This window comes from Wohlfahrtiimonas larvae (genome assembly GCF_002006755.1).
In the GTDB taxonomy this organism is placed as follows: Bacteria; Pseudomonadota; Gammaproteobacteria; order Cardiobacteriales; family Wohlfahrtiimonadaceae; genus Wohlfahrtiimonas; species Wohlfahrtiimonas larvae.
Genome location: NZ_MVDO01000113.1, coordinates 17,531 through 36,879 on the forward strand (window position 1 = coordinate 17,531; position 19,349 = coordinate 36,879).

Below are 19,349 nucleotides of genomic sequence, written 5' to 3' on the forward strand. Positions count from 1 at the left end.
GACTCACCCCTCAGAATTCTTCTTCAATACAAAGGATTTACCTTGATTTAACAACAAATACGAGTAGAATAATCCAATAGTCGACAATTTTTAACTTCATTTTAATGAGGATATTATGTTTAAAAAAGTAATGGCTGCAACATTGATCTCATCTGCTTTATTAGTAGGTGCAAATGCTCAGCAATCAAATGATTCAATTTATAAGAAAAAACATCAAGATTGGACGGTTGAATGTTTTGCTGCACCTAACAATCAGAAAGAGTGCCAAATGTTTCATCAAACAACGATGACAGCACCCGCTGATAAAGATAAGAAAAAAGATGAACAACGCCAAGTACCTATCTTAAGAACATCAATCACTTTATTCGATAAAACACCTGTAATGGTCTTTGCTGCACCATTAGATGTTCAATTAAGTGAAGGCTTGCAAATTCGTTTAAATAGTAATAATGACAAAGGTAAAATTTATATCACTGTCAAAGGTACTGATGAAGCAGGTAAAGAAAAAGATATCGATACTGACATTGCACAAATCAATTTTGAACGTTGTACAAACTTTGGCTGTATCGCAGCGCTTCCAATGGATGTGGATGTAAAAGGAAAATTATTAGAGCAATTCCAAAAAGGCAGCAATTTATTTGTGAATTTCACATTTGATGCCAATGCTCCTAAAGATAGTCCATTACACATCAAAGCAACAACACCATTAAAAGGTTTTTCTGCTGCTTACACTGATTTGTTAGAACAATCTAAATAATTTATAAACTTTAAAAAAACCTGATTTTCTAAATCAGGTTTTTTTATTATCTAATAATTTTATCCACTTAGTTATCCACAATCTTATTCACAACATAACCCGCCATCATCATGCCCATCGTTGCTGTCATTGTCACAATAGAACCATAACCCGCACAATTAAGCCCCCCTTTACCTTTATGTGAGCCTTGCATGTTTTCTGTAGAAAAAACTGTAGGTACATTGAGTTTTGTGCCCTCTTTGCCTAAATTATATTTTTTCTTCAATGTTGCTTTTAAACTAGCACATAAAGGATCATGATAAGTTTTAGACAAATCATCCAATTTAAAAGACTGTGGATCGATCTTTCCACCGGCAGCACCACTGACAATGATTTTAAACTTATGACGTTTTGCCCAAGCAATCAAGGCAGCTTTTACACGAACATTATCAATCGCATCAATAATCCATGTCTCTTTACGATCAAATTGTTGAAGTAATTCATCTAGATTATCTTCTGTCAAAAAATCATCAATCAATGTAACCTGACAATTTGTATTGATCTCATAAATGCGCTGAGCCATAACTTCAATTTTAGATTCTCCTAAAGTTGAAGTTAATGCGGGTAACTGACGATTAATATTGCTTTCAGCGACAACATCTAAATCAATCAAAATTAAATGGCCAATCCCAGAACGTGCTAAAGCTTCAACACACCAAGAACCGACACCACCGACACCAGCAACAATCACATGTGATGCCTGTAAGATATCCGTAGCTTCTTTTTGATATAAACGATTCAAACCTGAGAAGCGACGTTCATAATCCATAATATTCTCCCAACAAAAAAGCACTAATAACTGCGCTATCAGTGCTTAGTCCATGACTTATTTTAGAGCTAGTATTGTTTTAATTTAAACTTAGATTCACCAACTAATTCTTCACGCGAAACACCACGAACATCGCCCATACGAATTTGTAGAGAAACATTATTTTTAGAATCGGCATTAGCAACAGCTTCTTCTGCAGAAATAAGCCCTTGCACATATAGATCATATAATGCTTGATCAAACGTGCGCATACCCGTTGTCCCACCATTCTCCATTGCATCAGGAATTGTATCTAATTTACCCTTCATAATCAGTTCCTGAATATAAGGAGTATTCAGCATAACTTCAACAGCAGGTACTAATTTTCCATCCAATCCTTTCACCAAGCGCTGTGAAATGATCGCTTTAATATTTAATGATAAATCTACTAATAACTGTGCACGAGCCGATTCAGGAAAAAAGTTCACAATTCTATCTAACGCACCAATAGCATTGTTGGCGTGTAATGTTGTTAAACATAAATGCCCTGTAATAGAAAAGTTAATCACAGCCTTCATAATCTCAGTATTACGCACTTCACCCACCAAGATAACATCAGGTGCTTCACGCATTGCAGATTCCAAAGCATTTTCATAACTATGAGTATCTAACCCAACTTCCCTTTGTCCAATAATTGATCGCTTATGCTCATACACAAACTCAATAGGGTCTTCTACAGTTAAAATATGCCCAGCTGTATGAGTCGCACGATAGTCAATCATAGAGGCTAAACTTGTCGATTTACCACTCCCAGTTGACCCTACCACCAAGATCAATCCACGTTTTTCCATAATAATATCTTTAAATATTTCAGGAACACGCAAATCTTCCATTCGTGGAATAACAGCTTTAACATAACGAATAACCATACCGTATTCATTACGTTGTTTAAAAATATTAACCCTAAAACGCGCACCATCATCTAGCTTAATCGCAAAGTTTAATTCCAACTCACGATTAAATTCTTCTGCTTGAGCCTCTGTTAATAAACTAAAAATTGCAGTTTTTACAGTATCTGCTGATAATGTTTCACGGCTCAACGGATGGACGATGCCATTTAATTTAATACAAATTGGCGCATTCGGATACATGAATAAATCCGAACCATTTTTTTCTACCATGAAACGGAGAAAAGGAGATATGTCCATTATATTATTCTCAGATGATTTAATGATTATTGATAATCTATTCTAACCTTCTTCGCAACCTTATCAAGAACGCCATTAATAAATTTATAACTTTGATCACCACCGAATTTTTTTGCTAAATTGACTGATTCATTGATGATCACTTTATAAGGTGTCTCAGGATGTGTTAATAATTCATAACATCCCATCCATAATACAGCTTTCTCGACTAAATCCAATTGCTCTATTGGACGATCTAATAATGGTTCAATCAAAGTATTAGCTTCTGCTTGCCCACGAATTGCACCACGCAACATATTAGAAAAAGACTCTCTATTTGCCTTTACAAAATCTGGATTTTCCGCAAGATGTCTCTCAATTTCTTCCACTTGGCTTTGTGATACTTGCCATTCATACAAACCTTGTAATGTAAAGCGTCTTGCCCACATCATACGTTCAAATTCACGTTTATTTGACATCCTAATTTCCTCATAAACAATAAAAGCATCTATAAGTAGATGCTTTTATAATTATATTTACATTTTTGAATTACTCAGCACTGATGAATAATTCAGTTCCTTCATGCTCTTGTTCTCTTTCTTTACGACGTTCATCATGGTAAGCCAAACCCGTACCAGCAGGAATCAAACGACCCACAATAACGTTTTCTTTCAAACCACGTAACTCATCACGTAAACCACGAACAGAAGCTTCTGTTAATACACGTGTTGTTTCTTGGAACGATGCCGCTGAGATAAAGCTTTCAGTTGCCAAAGAAGCTTTCGTAATACCCAATAAAATCGGTTCATACGTCGCAGGTACTTTACCTTCTTTGATTAAGCGAGCATTATCACGAAGCACTTGAGTTTTCTCAACTTGCTCGCCTTTAATGTATTCAGAATCATTCGCTTCCACGATTTCAACTTTGCGTAACATTTGACGGATAATAACTTCAATGTGTTTATCAGAGATTTTTACACCTTGTAGGCGATAAACGTCTTGAATCTCTTTCACCAAATAAGCCGCTAATTCTTTAACACCCAATAAACGCAAGATATCATGAGAGCTTAATTCACCATCAACGATGATCTCACCTTTCTCAACGCTTTCACCTTCGAACACGTTGATTGTACGCCATTTTGGAATTAACTCTTCGTAAGTATTACCTTCACGATCTGTTAATACCAAACGTTGTTTACCTTTAGTCTCTTTACCAAAGCTCACGATACCAGAAATCTCTGCCAAGATTGCAGCCTCTTTCGGGCGGCGCGCTTCAAATAAGTCAGCAACACGTGGCAAACCACCCGTGATATCACGAGTTTTTGATGATTCTTGTGGGATACGAGCTAATACATCACCCACAGAAACAGCAGCATTATCACTCAATGAAACGATTGCACCGACTGGTAATGTATAAATTGCAGCAATATCTGTACCTGGTAATGTTAATGGATCACCATTTGCATCCACTACATGAATTGCAGGACGCTTATCTTTACCCGCACCACGTGATTTAGAATCTAATACGCTCAAATGAGTCAAACCAGTGATTTCATCTGTTTGTTTTTGAACATTGATGCCTTCATCAAAATCTTCAAATTTCACAAAACCTGATGCTTCTACAACAACTGGATATGTATGTGGATCCCAAGTTGCAACGATATCACCAACGTTAACTTCTTCACCTTCATGAACCGCTAATGTTGCACCATAAGGTACCTTATAGCGCTCACGATTACGACCGAATTCATCCGTAATAATGATTTCACCTGAACGAGATGTTGATACCAATTGGTTATCTTTATTTTTAACAGTTTTCATCTTAACAAGTTTCAACAAACCTTTTGTTTTAACTTGTACGCTTGAAACTGCTGCAGCTCGTGATGCAGTACCACCGATATGGAACGTACGCATCGTTAACTGTGTACCTGGTTCACCGATTGACTGAGCGGCAATAACACCTACTGACTCACCTGGGTTAACTAAGTGACCACGACCTAAGTCACGACCATAACATTTAGCACACAAACCGAATAAATTCTCACATGTGATAGCAGAGCGAACGATCATTTCATCCACACCTTTATCATCTAGGATTTCAGCTGCTGCTTCATCGATCAACGTGCCTGCTGGGAACAATACTTCATCTGAACCAGGGATATAAACATCTTGTGCAGTCACTAGACCTAATACTCGCTCACTCAAACGCTCAATAACATCACCACCCTCAACAGTTGGTGTCATTAATAGACCATCTGTCGTACCACAGTCTTCTGTTACAACCACTAGATCTTGTGCAACGTCAACCAAACGACGTGTTAAGTAACCTGAGTTAGCTGTTTTCAATGCCGTATCCGCCAAGCCTTTACGAGCACCATGTGTTGATACGAAGTATTGAAGAACGTCTAGACCTTCACGGAAGTTTGCTGTGATCGGTGTTTCGATGATCGAACCATCTGGTTTTGCCATCAAACCACGCATACCAGCTAGCTGACGAATCTGTGCCGCACTACCACGAGCACCTGAGTCGGCCATCATAAAGATTGAGTTAAATGAATCTTCTAAAATTTCATTACCATCAGCATCAATATTGCGGTCTTTACTCAAGTTTTTCATCATCGTTTTGGCAACTTCTTCGTTTGTACGAGACCAAATATCGATAACTTTGTTATAACGCTCACCGTTTGTCACCAAACCTTGCGCGTATTGTTCTTGAACTTCTTTCACTTCTGCTTCTGCTTCACGAATAATGCCAGCTTTTTCTTCTGGGATTACCATATCTTCATAACCAACAGAAGAACCTGAACGCATCGCATAATAGAAACCTGTATACATCAAGCGGTCAGCAAAAATTACTGTATCTTTTAAACCCAAACGACGATACGCTTGGTTAATTAAGCCAGAAATTACTTTCTTAGTTAAAGCGCGATCAATTAATGCAAAAGGTAAACCTTTTGGTAATACATCAGATAAAAGTACACGACCAACAGTAGTTGTTACACGACGTACCTTTTCACCCTCTTGTGCATCTTCAAACATATATGCAGGTAAACGCACTTGAATTTTTGCATGCACAGCAACTTGTTTAGATTGATATGCACGCAATACTTCGGCGTAATCAGCAAAGATCATACCTTCGCCTTTTACACGTGCACGATCACGAGTCATATAGTACAAACCTAATACAACGTCCTGAGAAGGAACGATGATTGGCTCACCATTTGCTGGTGATAAAATGTTGTTTGAAGACATCATCAATGCACGAGCTTCTAACTGTGCTTCGATTGATAATGGTACGTGAACAGCCATCTGGTCACCATCGAAGTCGGCGTTGAATGCTGTACATACTAATGGATGCAACTGAATCGCTTTACCTTCGATCAAGATTGGTTCAAATGCTTGAATACCTAATCTATGCAATGTTGGTGCACGGTTCAATAATACTGGATGCTCTGAGATTACCTCTTCTAGAACGTCCCAAACTTCTGGCGCTTCTTTCTCAACTAATTTCTTAGCTGCTTTAATTTTTACAGCGATGCCACGAGAGATCAATTTAGAGAAAATGAATGGCTTAAATAATTCCAAAGCCATTTTCTTCGGTAAACCGCACTGGTGCAAACGCAATGTAGGACCAACCACGATTACAGAACGACCTGAGTAGTCAACACGTTTACCCAATAAGTTCTGACGGAAACGACCTTGTTTACCTTTGATCATATCTGCCAAAGATTTCAATGGACGTTTGTTAGTACCAGTGATTGCACGACCGCGACGACCATTGTCTAACAATGAGTCAACAGCTTCTTGCAACATACGTTTTTCATTACGTACGATGATATCTGGCGCGCTTAATTCTAATAAACGCTTCAAACGGTTGTTACGATTGATAACGCGACGATACAAATCATTTAAATCTGAAGTTGCGAAACGACCACCATCCAAAGCAACTAATGGACGTAAATCTGGTGGTAATACTGGCAATACAGTCAAAATCATCCACTCTGGTTTGTTACCAGACTGAATGAAAGAGTCGATCAATTTCAAACGCTTAGATAAACGTTTGAATTTAGTCTCTGAACCAGTTTCTTCCAATTCTTCACGTAGACGAGAAACTTCTTGCTCTAAATCTAAAGCTTTCAATAGATCCAAAATTGCTTCTGCACCCATTTTTGCTTCAAATTCATCACCATGTTCTTCAATGATGTCTAAGAATTCTTCATCCGTTAAGATTTGACCGTGTTCTAACGGTGTCATACCTGGATCTGTTACAACAAATGATTCGAAATACAAGATTTTTTCGATATCACGTAATGTCATATCCAATAACAAACCGATGCGGCTTGGTAATGATTTTAAGTACCAAATATGTGCAACTGGTGATGCTAAGTCAATGTGACCCATTCTTTCACGGCGCACTTTAGCAACCGTTACTTCAACACCACACTTCTCACATACAACACCACGGTGCTTCAAACGCTTGTATTTACCACACAAGCATTCGTAATCTTTCACTGGTCCGAAGATACGAGCACAGAATAGACCATCACGCTCTGGTCTAAATGTACGGTAGTTGATTGTTTCTGGTTTTTTAACTTCACCAAATGACCACGAACGGATCATTTCAGGCGAAGATAAACCAATTTTAATCGCATCAAAGTTCTTAACATTGTCCGAACTTTTAAATAAATTCATTAAATCTTTCATTGTTCATTAGTTCCTATGCTTTAAGAGATTACTCACCGTCTAACTCTATATTGATACCAAGAGAACGAATTTCTTTAACGAGAACGTTGAAAGATTCCGGCATACCAGTATCCATACGATGCTCCCCATTCACAATACTCTTATAAACTTCCGTACGACCAACAACGTCATCTGACTTAACAGTTAACATTTCTTGTAACGTATATGACGCACCATATGCTTGCAATGCCCATACTTCCATCTCACCGAAACGCTGACCACCGAACTGAGCTTTACCACCCAATGGCTGTTGCGTTACTAACGAGTAAGGACCAGTAGAACGAGCATGCATCTTATCATCAACCAAGTGATTCAATTTCAACATGTACATGTAACCGATTGTTACAGGACGATCGAATGCATCACCTGTACGACCATCAAACAATGTGATTTGACCTGATTCTGGTAAATCAGCTAAACGCAACATACGACGCATTTCTTCTTCTGATGCACCATCGAATACTGGCGTTGCCATTGGCACACCATTTTTCAAGTTATGGCACAATTCTAAGAATTGCTCATCATTGAAGTCATTCAAATCAACTTTCTGTGCGCTGTCATCTTTATTATAGATTTCATCAACAAAACTACGAAGATCTGTCATTGCAGATTTTTCTTCTAACATTCTTTGGATCTTATTACCTAAGCCTTTTGCTGCCCAGCCCAAGTGAGTTTCCAAAATCTGTCCGATATTCATACGCGAAGGAACACCCAGTGGATTCAAACAAATATCAACTGGCGTACCATCTTCCATGTATGGCATATCTTCTTCAGGAACAATCATAGAAACAACACCTTTGTTTCCGTGACGACCCGCCATCTTATCACCTGGTTGAATACGACGTTTAACAGCCAAGTAAACCTTAACCATTTTCAATACGCCAGGTGCTAATTCATCACTTTGAATTAATTTTTCACGTTTTTCTTCAAATTGTTTATCGAATTCTTTACGTTGCTGTGACATCAATTCTTTTAATTGAGCCAAATCATTTGCTGCATCTTCTTCTTTCAATGCCAAGCTCAACCATTCTTCACGATTTAAACCTAACAAATACTCTTCAGTGAAGTTAGCGCCTGCTTTGAAACCTCTATTACCAGCAGCTGCAATATTTGACATTAACAAACGTTTTGCACGATCAAACAAGTCATCTTCTAAAATACGTAATTGATCATTCAAGTCTTTACGAACGCGCTTCAATTCAGCAGCTTCGATTTCACGAGTACGGCTATCTTTTTCGATACCATCACGTGTAAACACACGAACATCTATTACTGTACCATCCATACCTGTAGGAACACGTAAAGAGGTATCTTTAACATCAGATGCTTTATCACCAAAGATTGCACGTAATAATTTTTCTTCTGGTGTTAATTGTGTTTCACCTTTAGGAGAAACTTTACCCACCAAGATGTCGCCAGCTTTAACTTCAGCGCCGATGAATGCCATACCAGCTTCATCTAATTTTGTTAACGCAGCTTCTGATACATTAGGAATATCCGCAGAAATTTCTTCTGGACCTAATTTAGTATCACGTGCCACACATGTTAATTCTTCAATATGAATTGTTGTGAAACGATCTTCACGAACAACACGTTCAGAGATCAAGATGGAGTCTTCGTAGTTATAACCATTCCATGGCATAAACGCTACCAAGATATTTTGACCCAATGCTAATTCACCTAAGTCTGTTGATGGGCCATCGGCCATAACATCTTTAGCAGATACACGATCACCTACTTTTACTAAAGTACGTTGGTTGATACATGTGCTTTGGTTTGAACGCATATATTTTGTTAAGTTATAGATATCAACGCCAGCTTCACCCGCTTTTGTTTCTTCTTCATTCACACGCACAACAATACGAGTTGCATCCACGTAATCCACAATACCGCCACGTTTAGCAACGATACACACACCCGAGTCACGTGCAACAGTGCTTTCAATACCTGTACCTACTAATGGCTTATCAGAGCGCAATGTTGGTACCGCTTGACGTTGCATGTTCGATCCCATTAATGCACGGTTAGCATCGTCGTGCTCTAGGAACGGAATCAATGCTGCAGCAACTGACACGATTTGACGAGGAGAAACGTCCATATATTGGATTTGATTTTGTGTCAATAGAATGAATTCACCATTCACGTGAGATGCAATCAAATCATCCATGAACTCGCCATTTTCATTCAATCGAGCATTTGCTTGCGCGATACCAAATTCCATTTCTTCATATGCTGACAAGTATTCAATTTCATTCGTTACTTTGCCATCGATCACTTTACGATATGGTGTTTCTAAGAAACCATATTCGTTTGTTCGTGCATAACACGCCAATGAGTTAATCAAACCGATGTTAGGTCCTTCAGGTGTTTCGATTGGACATACACGGCCATAATGCGTTGTATGAACGTCTCGAACTTCAAAGCCTGCACGTTCACGTGTCAAACCACCAGGTCCTAATGCTGAAATACGACGTTTATGCGTAATTTCTGACAACGGGTTATTCTGATCCATAAACTGAGACAACTGAGAAGAACCAAAGAATTCTTTCATTGCTGCTGCAACTGGTTTAGCATTCACTAATTCGTGTGGTGTCAAACCTTCAGCTTCAGCCAATAACAAACGTTCTTTAACAGCACGCTCGATACGAACCAAACCAATACGGAATGTATTCTCAGCCATTTCACCAACGCAACGTACACGACGGTTACCCAAATGATCTACATCATCCACTGTGCCGTTACCGTTACGAATATCTACCAATGTTTTGATTACTTCAACAATATCTTCATTAGATAAAGTACCCTCACCAACATCAGTACCACGACCTAAACGACGGTTGAACTTCATTCGACCAACTGCTGATAAATCATAACGATCAATATCAAAGAATAAGCTGTGGAACAAACTTTCTGCTACTTCTTTCGCAGGTGGTTCACCAGGACGCATCATGCGATAGATTTCAACTTGTGCCTCTAATTGAGTTTTTGTTAAATCTGCACGCAATGTATCAGAGATATAAGATCCACGATCAACATCATTTGTGTATAACACATTAATGCGTTTAATGTTTTTCTGTGCTAAACGCTCAACGATTAAATCGTAAGTTAATACTTCGTTCGCTAACAACAATACTTCGCCTGTATCTTCATCAAAGATATCTTCAGCAATGACCTTGCCAATCAAATACTCAACAGGTACTTCTAATTTTTCAACACCCGCTTTTGTTAATTCGCGAATATGTTTTGCAGTAATACGACGACCACGTTCAGCCACCAATTGACCATCAACCATGATATCAAATGCTGCGATCTCACCACGTAAACGATCTGCAATCAATTCTAAGTAAACTTTGCCATCTTCAAATGTAAAAGTGTTCTTTTCAAAGAAAGTATCTAAGATTTCAGTATCACTCATGCCTAAAGCACGCAATAAAATTGTTGCATGCAATTTACGACGACGGTCAATACGAACGAACAATAAATCTTTGATATCAAATTCAAAATCTAACCATGAGCCACGGTAAGGAATCACACGTGCAGAGAATAATAATTTACCCGATGAATGACTTTTACCTTTATCATGATCAAAGAACACACCAGGGGAGCGGTGCAACTGAGACACAACAACGCGCTCAGTACCATTGATCACAAACGTACCATTTTCTGTCATCAATGGTAATTCACCCAAGTAAACACCACCGCGGCCAAAACGATCAATGCTAGCTTCACGAACTTCTTTGATCACACCTGTATCCGCATCAGAAATACGTAAACGCATGCCAACACGTAATGGCGCTGCATAAGTTACACCACGCAATTGACACTCACGAACATCAAAATCAGGCTCGCCAATATGATAATCAACATATTCCAAGCTTAAAGTATAGCCAGGTGCTGTTGGTGTTTTAGCTTTTGTTGTTGTAATAGGGAAAATAGATTCGAAGGCAGCTTGTAAGCCTTGGTTTTTGCGCTTCTTACGATTTTCACCTTGTTGAAGGAAGTTTTCGTATGAATCTAATTGAATCGATAAAAGATATGGAACATCCAGAACGCTTGATTGTTTCCCAAAATCTTTACGGATACGTTTTTTTTCTGTAAAAGAATACATTATCAAATCCTCAAGGCTTACTTAGTTAAAGGGTAAACTAGAAAAAGGGCATCATCTTTATGTAGCTATAATGTACTTTTTCTAGTTTACAATAGTGACAAGCTACTAAAGGCCAGTGGTTATCCACTAGCCTTTGTCGTAAACATATCTCTAGATATAAATCATCAAATTACAAATTTCCTAAACAATTTTAGAGAAACTGTAATTATTTCAATTCAACTGTAGCACCAGCTTCTTCAAGTTGTTTCTTGATTTCTTCAGCTTCAGCTTTCTCAGCGCCTTCTTTAACAGTTGCAGGAACACCTTCAACCATTGCTTTAGCTTCGCCTAAACCTAAACCTGTGATACCACGAACAACTTTGATTACGTTAACTTTGTTTGAACCAAAGCTTGTCATAACAACGTCAAAGTCAGTTTTTTCTTCTGCAGCAGCAGCGCCAGCAGCAGGACCTGCAGCAACAGCTACAGCAGCAGTTACGCCGAATTTTTCTTCGATTGCAGAAATCAATTCCATGATTTCAGCAGTTTTCATTTCTTCAATTGCATTTAAAATATCATCTTTAGAAATAGACATTTTAGACTCCTAAAAAATTAATAAATAATAATCTGTTTAAAACAAATAGCATTAAGCCGCTTCTTTCTGATCGCGAACTGCTGCCAAAGTAGCTGCCAATTTTTGTACAGGCGCTTTGAGCACAGCAAGGAACATAGAGATAGCTTGATCTTTCGTTGGAAGAGATGCGATACGCTCAAGAGCGCTACCATCATAAAGCTCACCATCATGAACGATTGCTTTCACAACCATTTTTTCGTTTGCTTTTTCTTTCAAGAACTCGTGAATCGCACGAACACCTGATACTGGATCTTCTTCATTCATAGAGAATGCAAGAATGATAGGACCAGTTAGTTGATCGTTAATACTTTCAAAACTGCTATTTGTTAACGCACGCTTAGCCAAGCTGTTTTTAACAACACGTAAATAAACGTCACCTTGACGAGCTTTTTCACGCAAAGCTGTCAATTGTGATACTGTTAATCCACGGTATTCAGCTGCAACTAATGAATGCGCACGACCTGCAATTTCAGAAACTTCAGCAACAACTGCTTGTTTCTCTTGTAAAGTTAACATACGTCACCATAAGTAGTTATTAAACATCCCTTATTCGGGGCCTTACGGATCACTATTAATTAGGTCACCGTCTACGTAGAACATTAAGCCTTACGGCATCTACGGTCTCAGACACTTCCTGCTATATTGCTACAGCAAGAAGTTCTAATCTGAATTAGATTGATGAAGCATCAACCATTAAGCCTGGACCCATCGTTGAAGATACAGTCACACGCTTCAAATAAACACCTTTAGCTGATGATGGCTTCAAACGGTTTACTTCAGTGATCAATGCCTTCAAGTTTTCTTGCAATTTAACTGCGTCGAAATCTACTTTACCGATTGATGCATGAACGATACCATTTTTGTCAGTTCTGAAACGAACTTGACCTGATTTAGCATTTTTTACTGCGCCAGCAACGTCTGGAGTTACTGTACCAACTTTAGGGTTAGGCATTAAACCACGTGGGCCCAATACTTGACCTAATTGGCCTACGATACGCATTGCATCTGGAGAAGCGATCACAACATCGAAATCCATGTTGCCAGCTTTGATGCTTTCTGCTAAATCTTCGAAACCTACTACATCTGCACCAGCAGCTTTAGCTGCTTCTGCGTTTGCGCCTTGAGCAAATACAGCAACGCGAACTGTTTTACCAGTACCGTTAGGCATAACTGTAGCACCACGAACCACTTGATCACTTTTACGTGGGTCTACGCCCAAGTTCAAAGCAACATCAACTGATTCTAAAAATTTTGCTTGTGGCAATTTAGCCAACAATTCAAAAGCTTCTACTGCTGAGTAAACTTTTTGACCATCTACTAATTCGCTGATAGCTTTTGCACGCTTAGTTAATTGCTTAGCCATATTATAGACCCTCCACTTCAATACCCATTGAACGAGCAGAACCCGCCAATGTACGTACTTTTGCTTCTAATGTTGCGCCAGAAAGATCTGCACCTTTAGTTTCTGCAATTTCCTCTAACTGTTGGCGAGTTACTTTACCAACTTTTTTAGTGTTAGGGTTTGAGCTACCAGATTTCAATCCTGCTGCCTTTTTCAACAAATAAGCTGCTGGTGGAGTTTTCTTGATGAACGTGAATGAACGATCGTTGTAAACCGTAATTACAACTGGCAATGGCATACCAACTTCCATTTGCTGAGTTTCAGCATTGAAAGCTTTACAGAATTCCATGATATTCACACCGTGTTGACCCAATGCTGGACCAATTGGTGGTGCAGGGTTAGCTTTACCAGCTGGAACCTGCAATTTGATATAAGCCGTTACTTTCTTGGCCATGACTATCTCCTAAAAACGGGTCAACGCAATTTTCATTGCTCCCCAATAACAAAAGGTTTGAGATTATACATAATATATTCTCAAACCACAATTTAAATATTTTATTAACCTTTTTCGACTTGGAAAAATTCCAACTCAACGGGTGTGGCACGACCAAAGATCATAACCGAAACGATCAAACGACCTTTTTCTGGCAACACCTCTTCCACCACACCATTAAATTCTGCAAATGGACCATCAATCACACGCACAGACTCACCCACTTCAAATAGAACTTTTAACTTAGGACCTTCTTCCGCCTCAGCCATTCTATCCAAAATACGATTCGCTTCTTTTGTCGTAATTGGCATAGGACGATCACCTGTACCGCCGATAAACCCGATAACCTTTGGCGTATTTTTAACTAAGTGCCATGTGTCGTCATTCATTTCCATCTCAACTAATACATAGCCTGGAAAAAATTTACGCTCGCTTTTACGCTTTTTACCATCACGAACATCAACGACTTCCTCAGAAGGCACAATGATCTCACCAAAAAAATCATCCAACCCAGCACGCACTACATATTCTTTGAGCGCCTTCATTACCTGATTTTCATAACCAGAATAAGCTTGAATCACATACCAGCGCATTCTTAACCCCCAAAGCGTGCTAATAAAAATGATACTAACCAGCCCAAGATCCAGTCAGAAAATAACAAGAAAATTAAGAATAGCGCCATTACCACCAACACCATCAAGGTCATTTTCTTTGTCTCATCCCAACTCGGCCAAACTACGCGGCGCAATTCTATACGTGCTTCTTTAAAAAACAGAATCAAATTCTTACCCGTTACAGACGTCAAGAATACAGCTAAGAATAATGCAACACCCAAACCCAATGATACAAACGCCAAAACAAGCTTTGTTTCCATCAGATAATAGTATCCAAAAACCCCTGCCAACAATAAACCGACAGAAGCCCAAACCTGCATCTTCCCTTTTTCAGCCTTTTCCTTGGCCACAACCTGATTCTCTTTCTTACTCATAGTTATTTCTCGGAACTAAATTATCCATTATACATATTTTTCTGAAATTAAAAAAGCAGCCTAGTGCTGCTTTTTTAATAAATGGCGGGCTGGGAAGGACTCGAACCCTCAACTTACGGTTTTGGAAACCGTTGCTCTACCAATTGAACTACCAACCCATTATTTAATTATGCAATGATCTTAGCTACAACACCAGCACCAACAGTACGACCACCTTCGCGGATTGCGAAACGTAAACCTTCATCCATTGCGATTGGGTTGATCAACTCAACTACCATCTTGATGTTATCACCAGGCATAACCATTTCTACGCCTTCTGGCAATTCTACAGCACCCGTTACGTCAGTTGTACGGAAGTAGAACTGTGGACGGTATCCTTTAAAGAATGGAGTATGACGACCGCCTTCATCTTTAGACAATACGTATACTTCAGCTTCGAATTTAGTATGAGGCTTAATTGAACCTGGTTTTGCTAATACTTGACCACGTTGAACTTCTTCACGCTTAGTACCACGCAATAAAACACCAACGTTATCACCAGCTTGACCTTGATCCAATAATTTACGGAACATTTCAACACCAGTACAAGTTGTTTTCATTGTTTCAGTGATACCAACGATTTCTAATTCTTCACCAACTTTAACAATACCTGATTCGATACGACCAGTAATTACTGTACCACGACCAGAAATTGAGAATACGTCTTCGATAGGCATCAAGAATGATTTATCAATTTCACGAGTTGGCTCAGGAATGTATGAATCCAAAGCGTCAACTAATTTAATAATAGCAGGAACACCGATATCTGACTCATCGCCTTCCAATGCTTTTAATGCAGAACCAACAATGATCGGAGTATCATCACCTGGGAAATCGTAAGTGCTTAACAAGTCACGAACTTCCATTTCAACCAATTCGATCAACTCAGCATCATCAACCATATCCGCTTTGTTCAAGAATACAACGATGTATGGAACACCAACTTGACGAGACAATAAGATGTGTTCGCGAGTTTGAGGCATAGGACCATCAGCTGCTGAACAAACCAAGATAGCACCATCCATTTGAGCAGCACCAGTGATCATGTTTTTAACATAGTCCGCATGCCCAGGACAGTCAACGTGCGCATAATGGCGATTTTCTGATTCATATTCTACGTGTGATGTAGAAATAGTAATACCACGCGCTCTTTCTTCTGGAGCCTTATCGATTTGATCGTATGCTTGAGAAGCGCCACCGAAACGGTCTGCACCAACTTTAGTCAACGCAGCTGTTAATGTTGTTTTACCATGATCAACGTGGCCAATTGTACCTACGTTTACGTGTGGTTTACTACGACTAAATTTTTCCTTTGACATAATCAAATCACTCTATGTAAAAAAGGGGATTAATGGTGCTCATAGCCGGAATCGAACTGGCGACCTCACCCTTACCAAGGGTGTGCTCTACCAACTGAGCTATATGAGCGCTTAGAAAAATGGAGCGGGTGAAGGGAATCGAACCCTCACAATCAGCTTGGAAGGCTGAGGTTCTACCATTGAACTACACCCGCTTTTTTCAATCTTATAATTTGGTGGTGGGAGAAGGATTCGAACCTTCGAAGGCTTAGCCAGCAGATTTACAGTCTGCCCTCGTTGACCGCTTGAGTATCCCACCCGAGAGAGTTGCCATTATATGGATTCTTTCTTTTGTGTCAAATTTTTTTTAAGGATTGATCGATAATTTAGCAATTTTAGTTTGCATTGCACCATCTCTATCATAAATATCAGAACGATAAACAGTCTTCCCATTCGCATCTACAGCGGCTGTCATGTAAATTGTATACACAGGAAATCGCATATTTTCTTTTAATCGCACAGTTTGCTCCTTACTGCCATCATAAGCTTTTTGAATACGATCTACCTTCCAGTCCTGATCTTTTAAAAAATACTCTGCCAACTGAATAGGATTTTCAATGCGAATACAACCAGAACTAAATGTTCGCTCTGTTTTGCCAAACAAGCTTTTTTGTGGCGTATCATGCAAATAGATTGCATGCTCATTTGGAAACATAAATTTCACTTTACCCAATGCGTTATAGCTTCCTGGGTCTTGGCGCAAACGATATGGAAAATTATTAGCGTTATATTGCGACCAATCAACCATAGTTGGATCAATTTCGTTGCCTTCTCGATCTAAAATACGGATCTTTGATCGAGCTAATCGCTCTGGATCACGCTTTAATTGAGGTAGCTTATCCTTCACAGCCATTGAACGAGGAACATTCCAATATGGCGCAAAAACAATATGATTCATTGGTGCCATAAATACAGGTGTAGAGCGCTGTGCCATTCCAACAATTGTTTTGGCACGTACAGTTTCCACGCCATCCTTGACGACGTAATACTCAAAACTTGGAATATCTACAACTAAATAATGCTGCCCCAAATCTTTAGGCATCCAACGCCATCTCTCTATATTGGTCATTAATTGCGTGACACGATCTTTTTTAGTTTTATTTAACTCTTTCTGAGTTCTCACACCAACGACACCATCAGGCTCTAACAAATGTTCATTTTGGAATACCTGTACTGCCTTCTTAGTTTCTGAATCAAATAATTTTTGATCCTTTTTGGCTGTACCCAAATAACCCAATTCAATCAAACGATTATTCAGCAACTGAACTTTGTCATTCTGATCATTCAGCGACATTTTACCACCCACCGCCATTTTTGTTTCTATCTCGTCAGAAGATTCACTGTCCAAAACTTTGGCCAAACTATCTAATAACAATTGATACTGTTCATGCTTGGGCTCAATACTTACAATCTGAGCAGAAAGATCTGTCGCATTTAATAATGCTGTAAGCTGAGAAACACTATCAAACTTATCTCTTGGTAAAAGCCAATTCTTTTGCTCCACAACAATCAATTCAGGTTGACCAACAGAAACATCTCGCAAATAACTTAGCGCTGCATCGGTCATTAATAGGTCCAATAATTGCTGTTGTTCAACGCTAGTTAAATCAGAACTCATTAATTCATTAATCTTAACCACGTGATAGTTACGGGGAAACAGCCCCTTATAAGAACTTTTTTCTAAAAAAGATAACATTTCTTTAGAACGCGCTGTCACTTTGCCATTATCTAGCCATACAAATGGCTGCACAGAATTTGTTGCATAGAAATTAGTATAAAAACGATTAACATCGCCCTTATTAGCACGCAATGTAATTTTGTTCTGCTGCGTTAAATCTTTAACAATATTTTGAGATATATTGGCTTGTGCAGTATCTACACCGCTTGCCAAAACCATTGGTGACGCGAACGCCAATACACAGAATAATATAGTTCTTTTCATAATATCCACATTCTAAAAGATAGCCCCTGATGAAGCATGTTATTATACGCGCATTTCATGCTTAACGGTTATTAACAATGTCAAAACAACCAATTACCATAACAAAAGCCACTGCCATTAAACGAATTCTAGCTTTTGTTTATGACCTATTTTTAATCATTCCTCTGATGATGCTTGTTGCCCTAATTTGGCTACCCTTCAATAATGGTGTCGCTATTGAACCTGGGAACCCACTCCATCCTTTTATGATCTCCACCACTGCAATACTAACGCCTATACTCTTTTATACATATTTTTGGCATAAAGGTGGACAAACATTAGGCATGCGTAGCTGGAAACTTCGCATAGTTAATTTAGCAGGTAATTCCTTATCTCCCAAACAAAGTGCAACTCGTGCTGTTTTATTAATTTTATCATTAGTCCTCATTATCGTTGGCTTTAGCACTGCCTTTACGCTAAATTTTACAGTACAAGCCATCATTCCATTAGGACTGGCATTAATTTCTCTCTTTGGTATGTGCCAAACTTTTACTAAAAGACGTACTTCACTCGTTGATTTATTAACACAAACAAGAATAGTCCAGCTACCAAAGGTTGAAAAAATCAAAAAGTGACTACACTATATACTAGCTCGTTCCATTTTTGTTTAGTCATGCATTAACTGCTACACTAGAGAATTTGGAACATCCACCAAAATTCATTTAACTGGAGATTTAATCATGGCTTTTACATTACCTGATTTACCATACGCTCACGATGCACTTGAGCCACACATTGATACTGAAACAATGCACTTGCATCATGACAAACATCACAATACTTATGTTAACAACTTAAATGCAGCGATCGAAAAATACCCTGAATTAGCGGCAAAAGATATTGATACTTTAATCGCTGAATTAGACCAGGTACCTGCAGAGATCCGTACAGCCGTACAAAATAATGGCGGCGGTCATGCTAACCATACATTATTCTGGGAAATCATGGGACCT

At 38.8% G+C, this 19,349-nt stretch carries 16 protein-coding genes and 4 tRNA genes; 3 read left to right on the top strand and 17 right to left on the bottom strand.

The features are described 5' to 3' along the window. The first annotated feature begins 115 nt into the window (after positions 1-115). Positions 116-757: an invasion associated locus B family protein gene (locus BZK14_RS06950; protein ID WP_077925813.1), complete on the top strand. Its 642-nt coding sequence runs from the start codon at positions 116-118 to the stop codon at positions 755-757. A 67-nt stretch (positions 758-824) separates the two neighbouring features. Here the strand turns inward: BZK14_RS06950 and BZK14_RS06955 are convergent, their stop codons facing one another. The 17 genes from BZK14_RS06955 to BZK14_RS07035 form a co-directional block, all read right to left on the bottom strand. Continuing rightward, positions 825-1,565 carry a tRNA threonylcarbamoyladenosine dehydratase gene (locus BZK14_RS06955; RefSeq protein ID WP_077925814.1) on the bottom strand — a complete coding sequence of 247 codons (741 nt, stop codon included), beginning with the start codon at positions 1,563-1,565 and terminating at the stop codon, positions 825-827. Positions 1,566-1,633: 68 nt separating this feature from the next. Next, a complete protein-coding gene (locus tag BZK14_RS06960) occupies positions 1,634-2,752 on the bottom strand; it encodes a PilT/PilU family type 4a pilus ATPase (RefSeq protein ID WP_077925815.1) in 1,119 nt (372 codons plus the stop codon). Between the two features lie 26 nt (positions 2,753-2,778). After that, positions 2,779-3,210, bottom strand: a complete 432-nt coding sequence (gene nusB, locus BZK14_RS06965; protein WP_077925816.1) for a transcription antitermination factor NusB — start codon at positions 3,208-3,210, stop codon at positions 2,779-2,781. A gap of 70 nt (positions 3,211-3,280) precedes the next feature. Next, complete coding sequence (gene rpoC, locus BZK14_RS06970; protein ID WP_077925817.1) at positions 3,281-7,435, bottom strand: DNA-directed RNA polymerase subunit beta'; 4,155 nt, start codon at positions 7,433-7,435, stop codon at positions 3,281-3,283. 28 nt (positions 7,436-7,463) lie between these two features. Continuing rightward, positions 7,464-11,585, bottom strand: coding sequence for a DNA-directed RNA polymerase subunit beta (rpoB, locus tag BZK14_RS06975; protein WP_171973660.1), 4,122 nt, complete (start codon positions 11,583-11,585; stop codon positions 7,464-7,466). Positions 11,586-11,787: 202 nt separating this feature from the next. Next, positions 11,788-12,156, bottom strand: coding sequence for a 50S ribosomal protein L7/L12 (gene rplL / locus BZK14_RS06980; protein WP_077925819.1), 369 nt, complete (start codon positions 12,154-12,156; stop codon positions 11,788-11,790). 51 nt (positions 12,157-12,207) lie between these two features. Further along, a complete protein-coding gene (gene rplJ / locus BZK14_RS06985) occupies positions 12,208-12,711 on the bottom strand; it encodes a 50S ribosomal protein L10 (protein WP_077925820.1) in 504 nt (167 codons plus the stop codon). A gap of 154 nt (positions 12,712-12,865) precedes the next feature. After that, the gene (rplA, locus tag BZK14_RS06990) at positions 12,866-13,558 is read right to left on the bottom strand and encodes a 50S ribosomal protein L1 (RefSeq protein ID WP_077925821.1); all 693 of its coding nucleotides are present in this window, start codon (positions 13,556-13,558) and stop codon (positions 12,866-12,868) included. A gap of 1 nt (position 13,559) precedes the next feature. Next, positions 13,560-13,991: a 50S ribosomal protein L11 gene (gene rplK, locus BZK14_RS06995; protein ID WP_077925822.1), complete on the bottom strand. Its 432-nt coding sequence runs from the start codon at positions 13,989-13,991 to the stop codon at positions 13,560-13,562. Positions 13,992-14,095: 104 nt separating this feature from the next. After that, positions 14,096-14,623 (bottom strand): transcription termination/antitermination protein NusG, encoded by a 528-nt coding sequence (gene nusG, locus BZK14_RS07000; protein WP_077925823.1) that lies wholly within the window; start codon positions 14,621-14,623, stop codon positions 14,096-14,098. A gap of 2 nt (positions 14,624-14,625) precedes the next feature. Beyond that, the gene (secE, locus tag BZK14_RS07005) at positions 14,626-15,018 is read right to left on the bottom strand and encodes a preprotein translocase subunit SecE (protein WP_077925824.1); all 393 of its coding nucleotides are present in this window, start codon (positions 15,016-15,018) and stop codon (positions 14,626-14,628) included. 82 nt (positions 15,019-15,100) lie between these two features. Next, positions 15,101-15,176: transfer RNA gene (locus BZK14_RS07010), tRNA-Trp, on the bottom strand. A 9-nt stretch (positions 15,177-15,185) separates the two neighbouring features. Further along, positions 15,186-16,376 (bottom strand): elongation factor Tu, encoded by a 1,191-nt coding sequence (gene tuf, locus BZK14_RS07015; protein ID WP_077925825.1) that lies wholly within the window; start codon positions 16,374-16,376, stop codon positions 15,186-15,188. A gap of 33 nt (positions 16,377-16,409) precedes the next feature. After that, positions 16,410-16,485 (bottom strand) — tRNA-Thr (locus tag BZK14_RS07020). Positions 16,486-16,496: 11 nt separating this feature from the next. Beyond that, positions 16,497-16,570: transfer RNA gene (locus tag BZK14_RS07025), tRNA-Gly, on the bottom strand. Between the two features lie 19 nt (positions 16,571-16,589). Continuing rightward, a tRNA-Tyr gene (locus BZK14_RS07030) sits at positions 16,590-16,674 on the bottom strand. Positions 16,675-16,722: 48 nt separating this feature from the next. Continuing rightward, positions 16,723-18,357, bottom strand: coding sequence for a L,D-transpeptidase family protein (locus tag BZK14_RS07035; RefSeq protein WP_077925826.1), 1,635 nt, complete (start codon positions 18,355-18,357; stop codon positions 16,723-16,725). Between the two features lie 77 nt (positions 18,358-18,434). Here BZK14_RS07035 and BZK14_RS07040 point away from each other — a divergent pair, with 77 nt between their 5' ends. Both BZK14_RS07040 and BZK14_RS07045 read left to right on the top strand, forming a co-directional pair. After that, positions 18,435-18,971 (top strand): RDD family protein, encoded by a 537-nt coding sequence (locus BZK14_RS07040; RefSeq protein WP_077925827.1) that lies wholly within the window; start codon positions 18,435-18,437, stop codon positions 18,969-18,971. A gap of 105 nt (positions 18,972-19,076) precedes the next feature. Then, the coding region (locus BZK14_RS07045) for a superoxide dismutase (RefSeq protein WP_425445329.1) at positions 19,077-19,349 on the top strand (273 nt) is incomplete at its 3' end.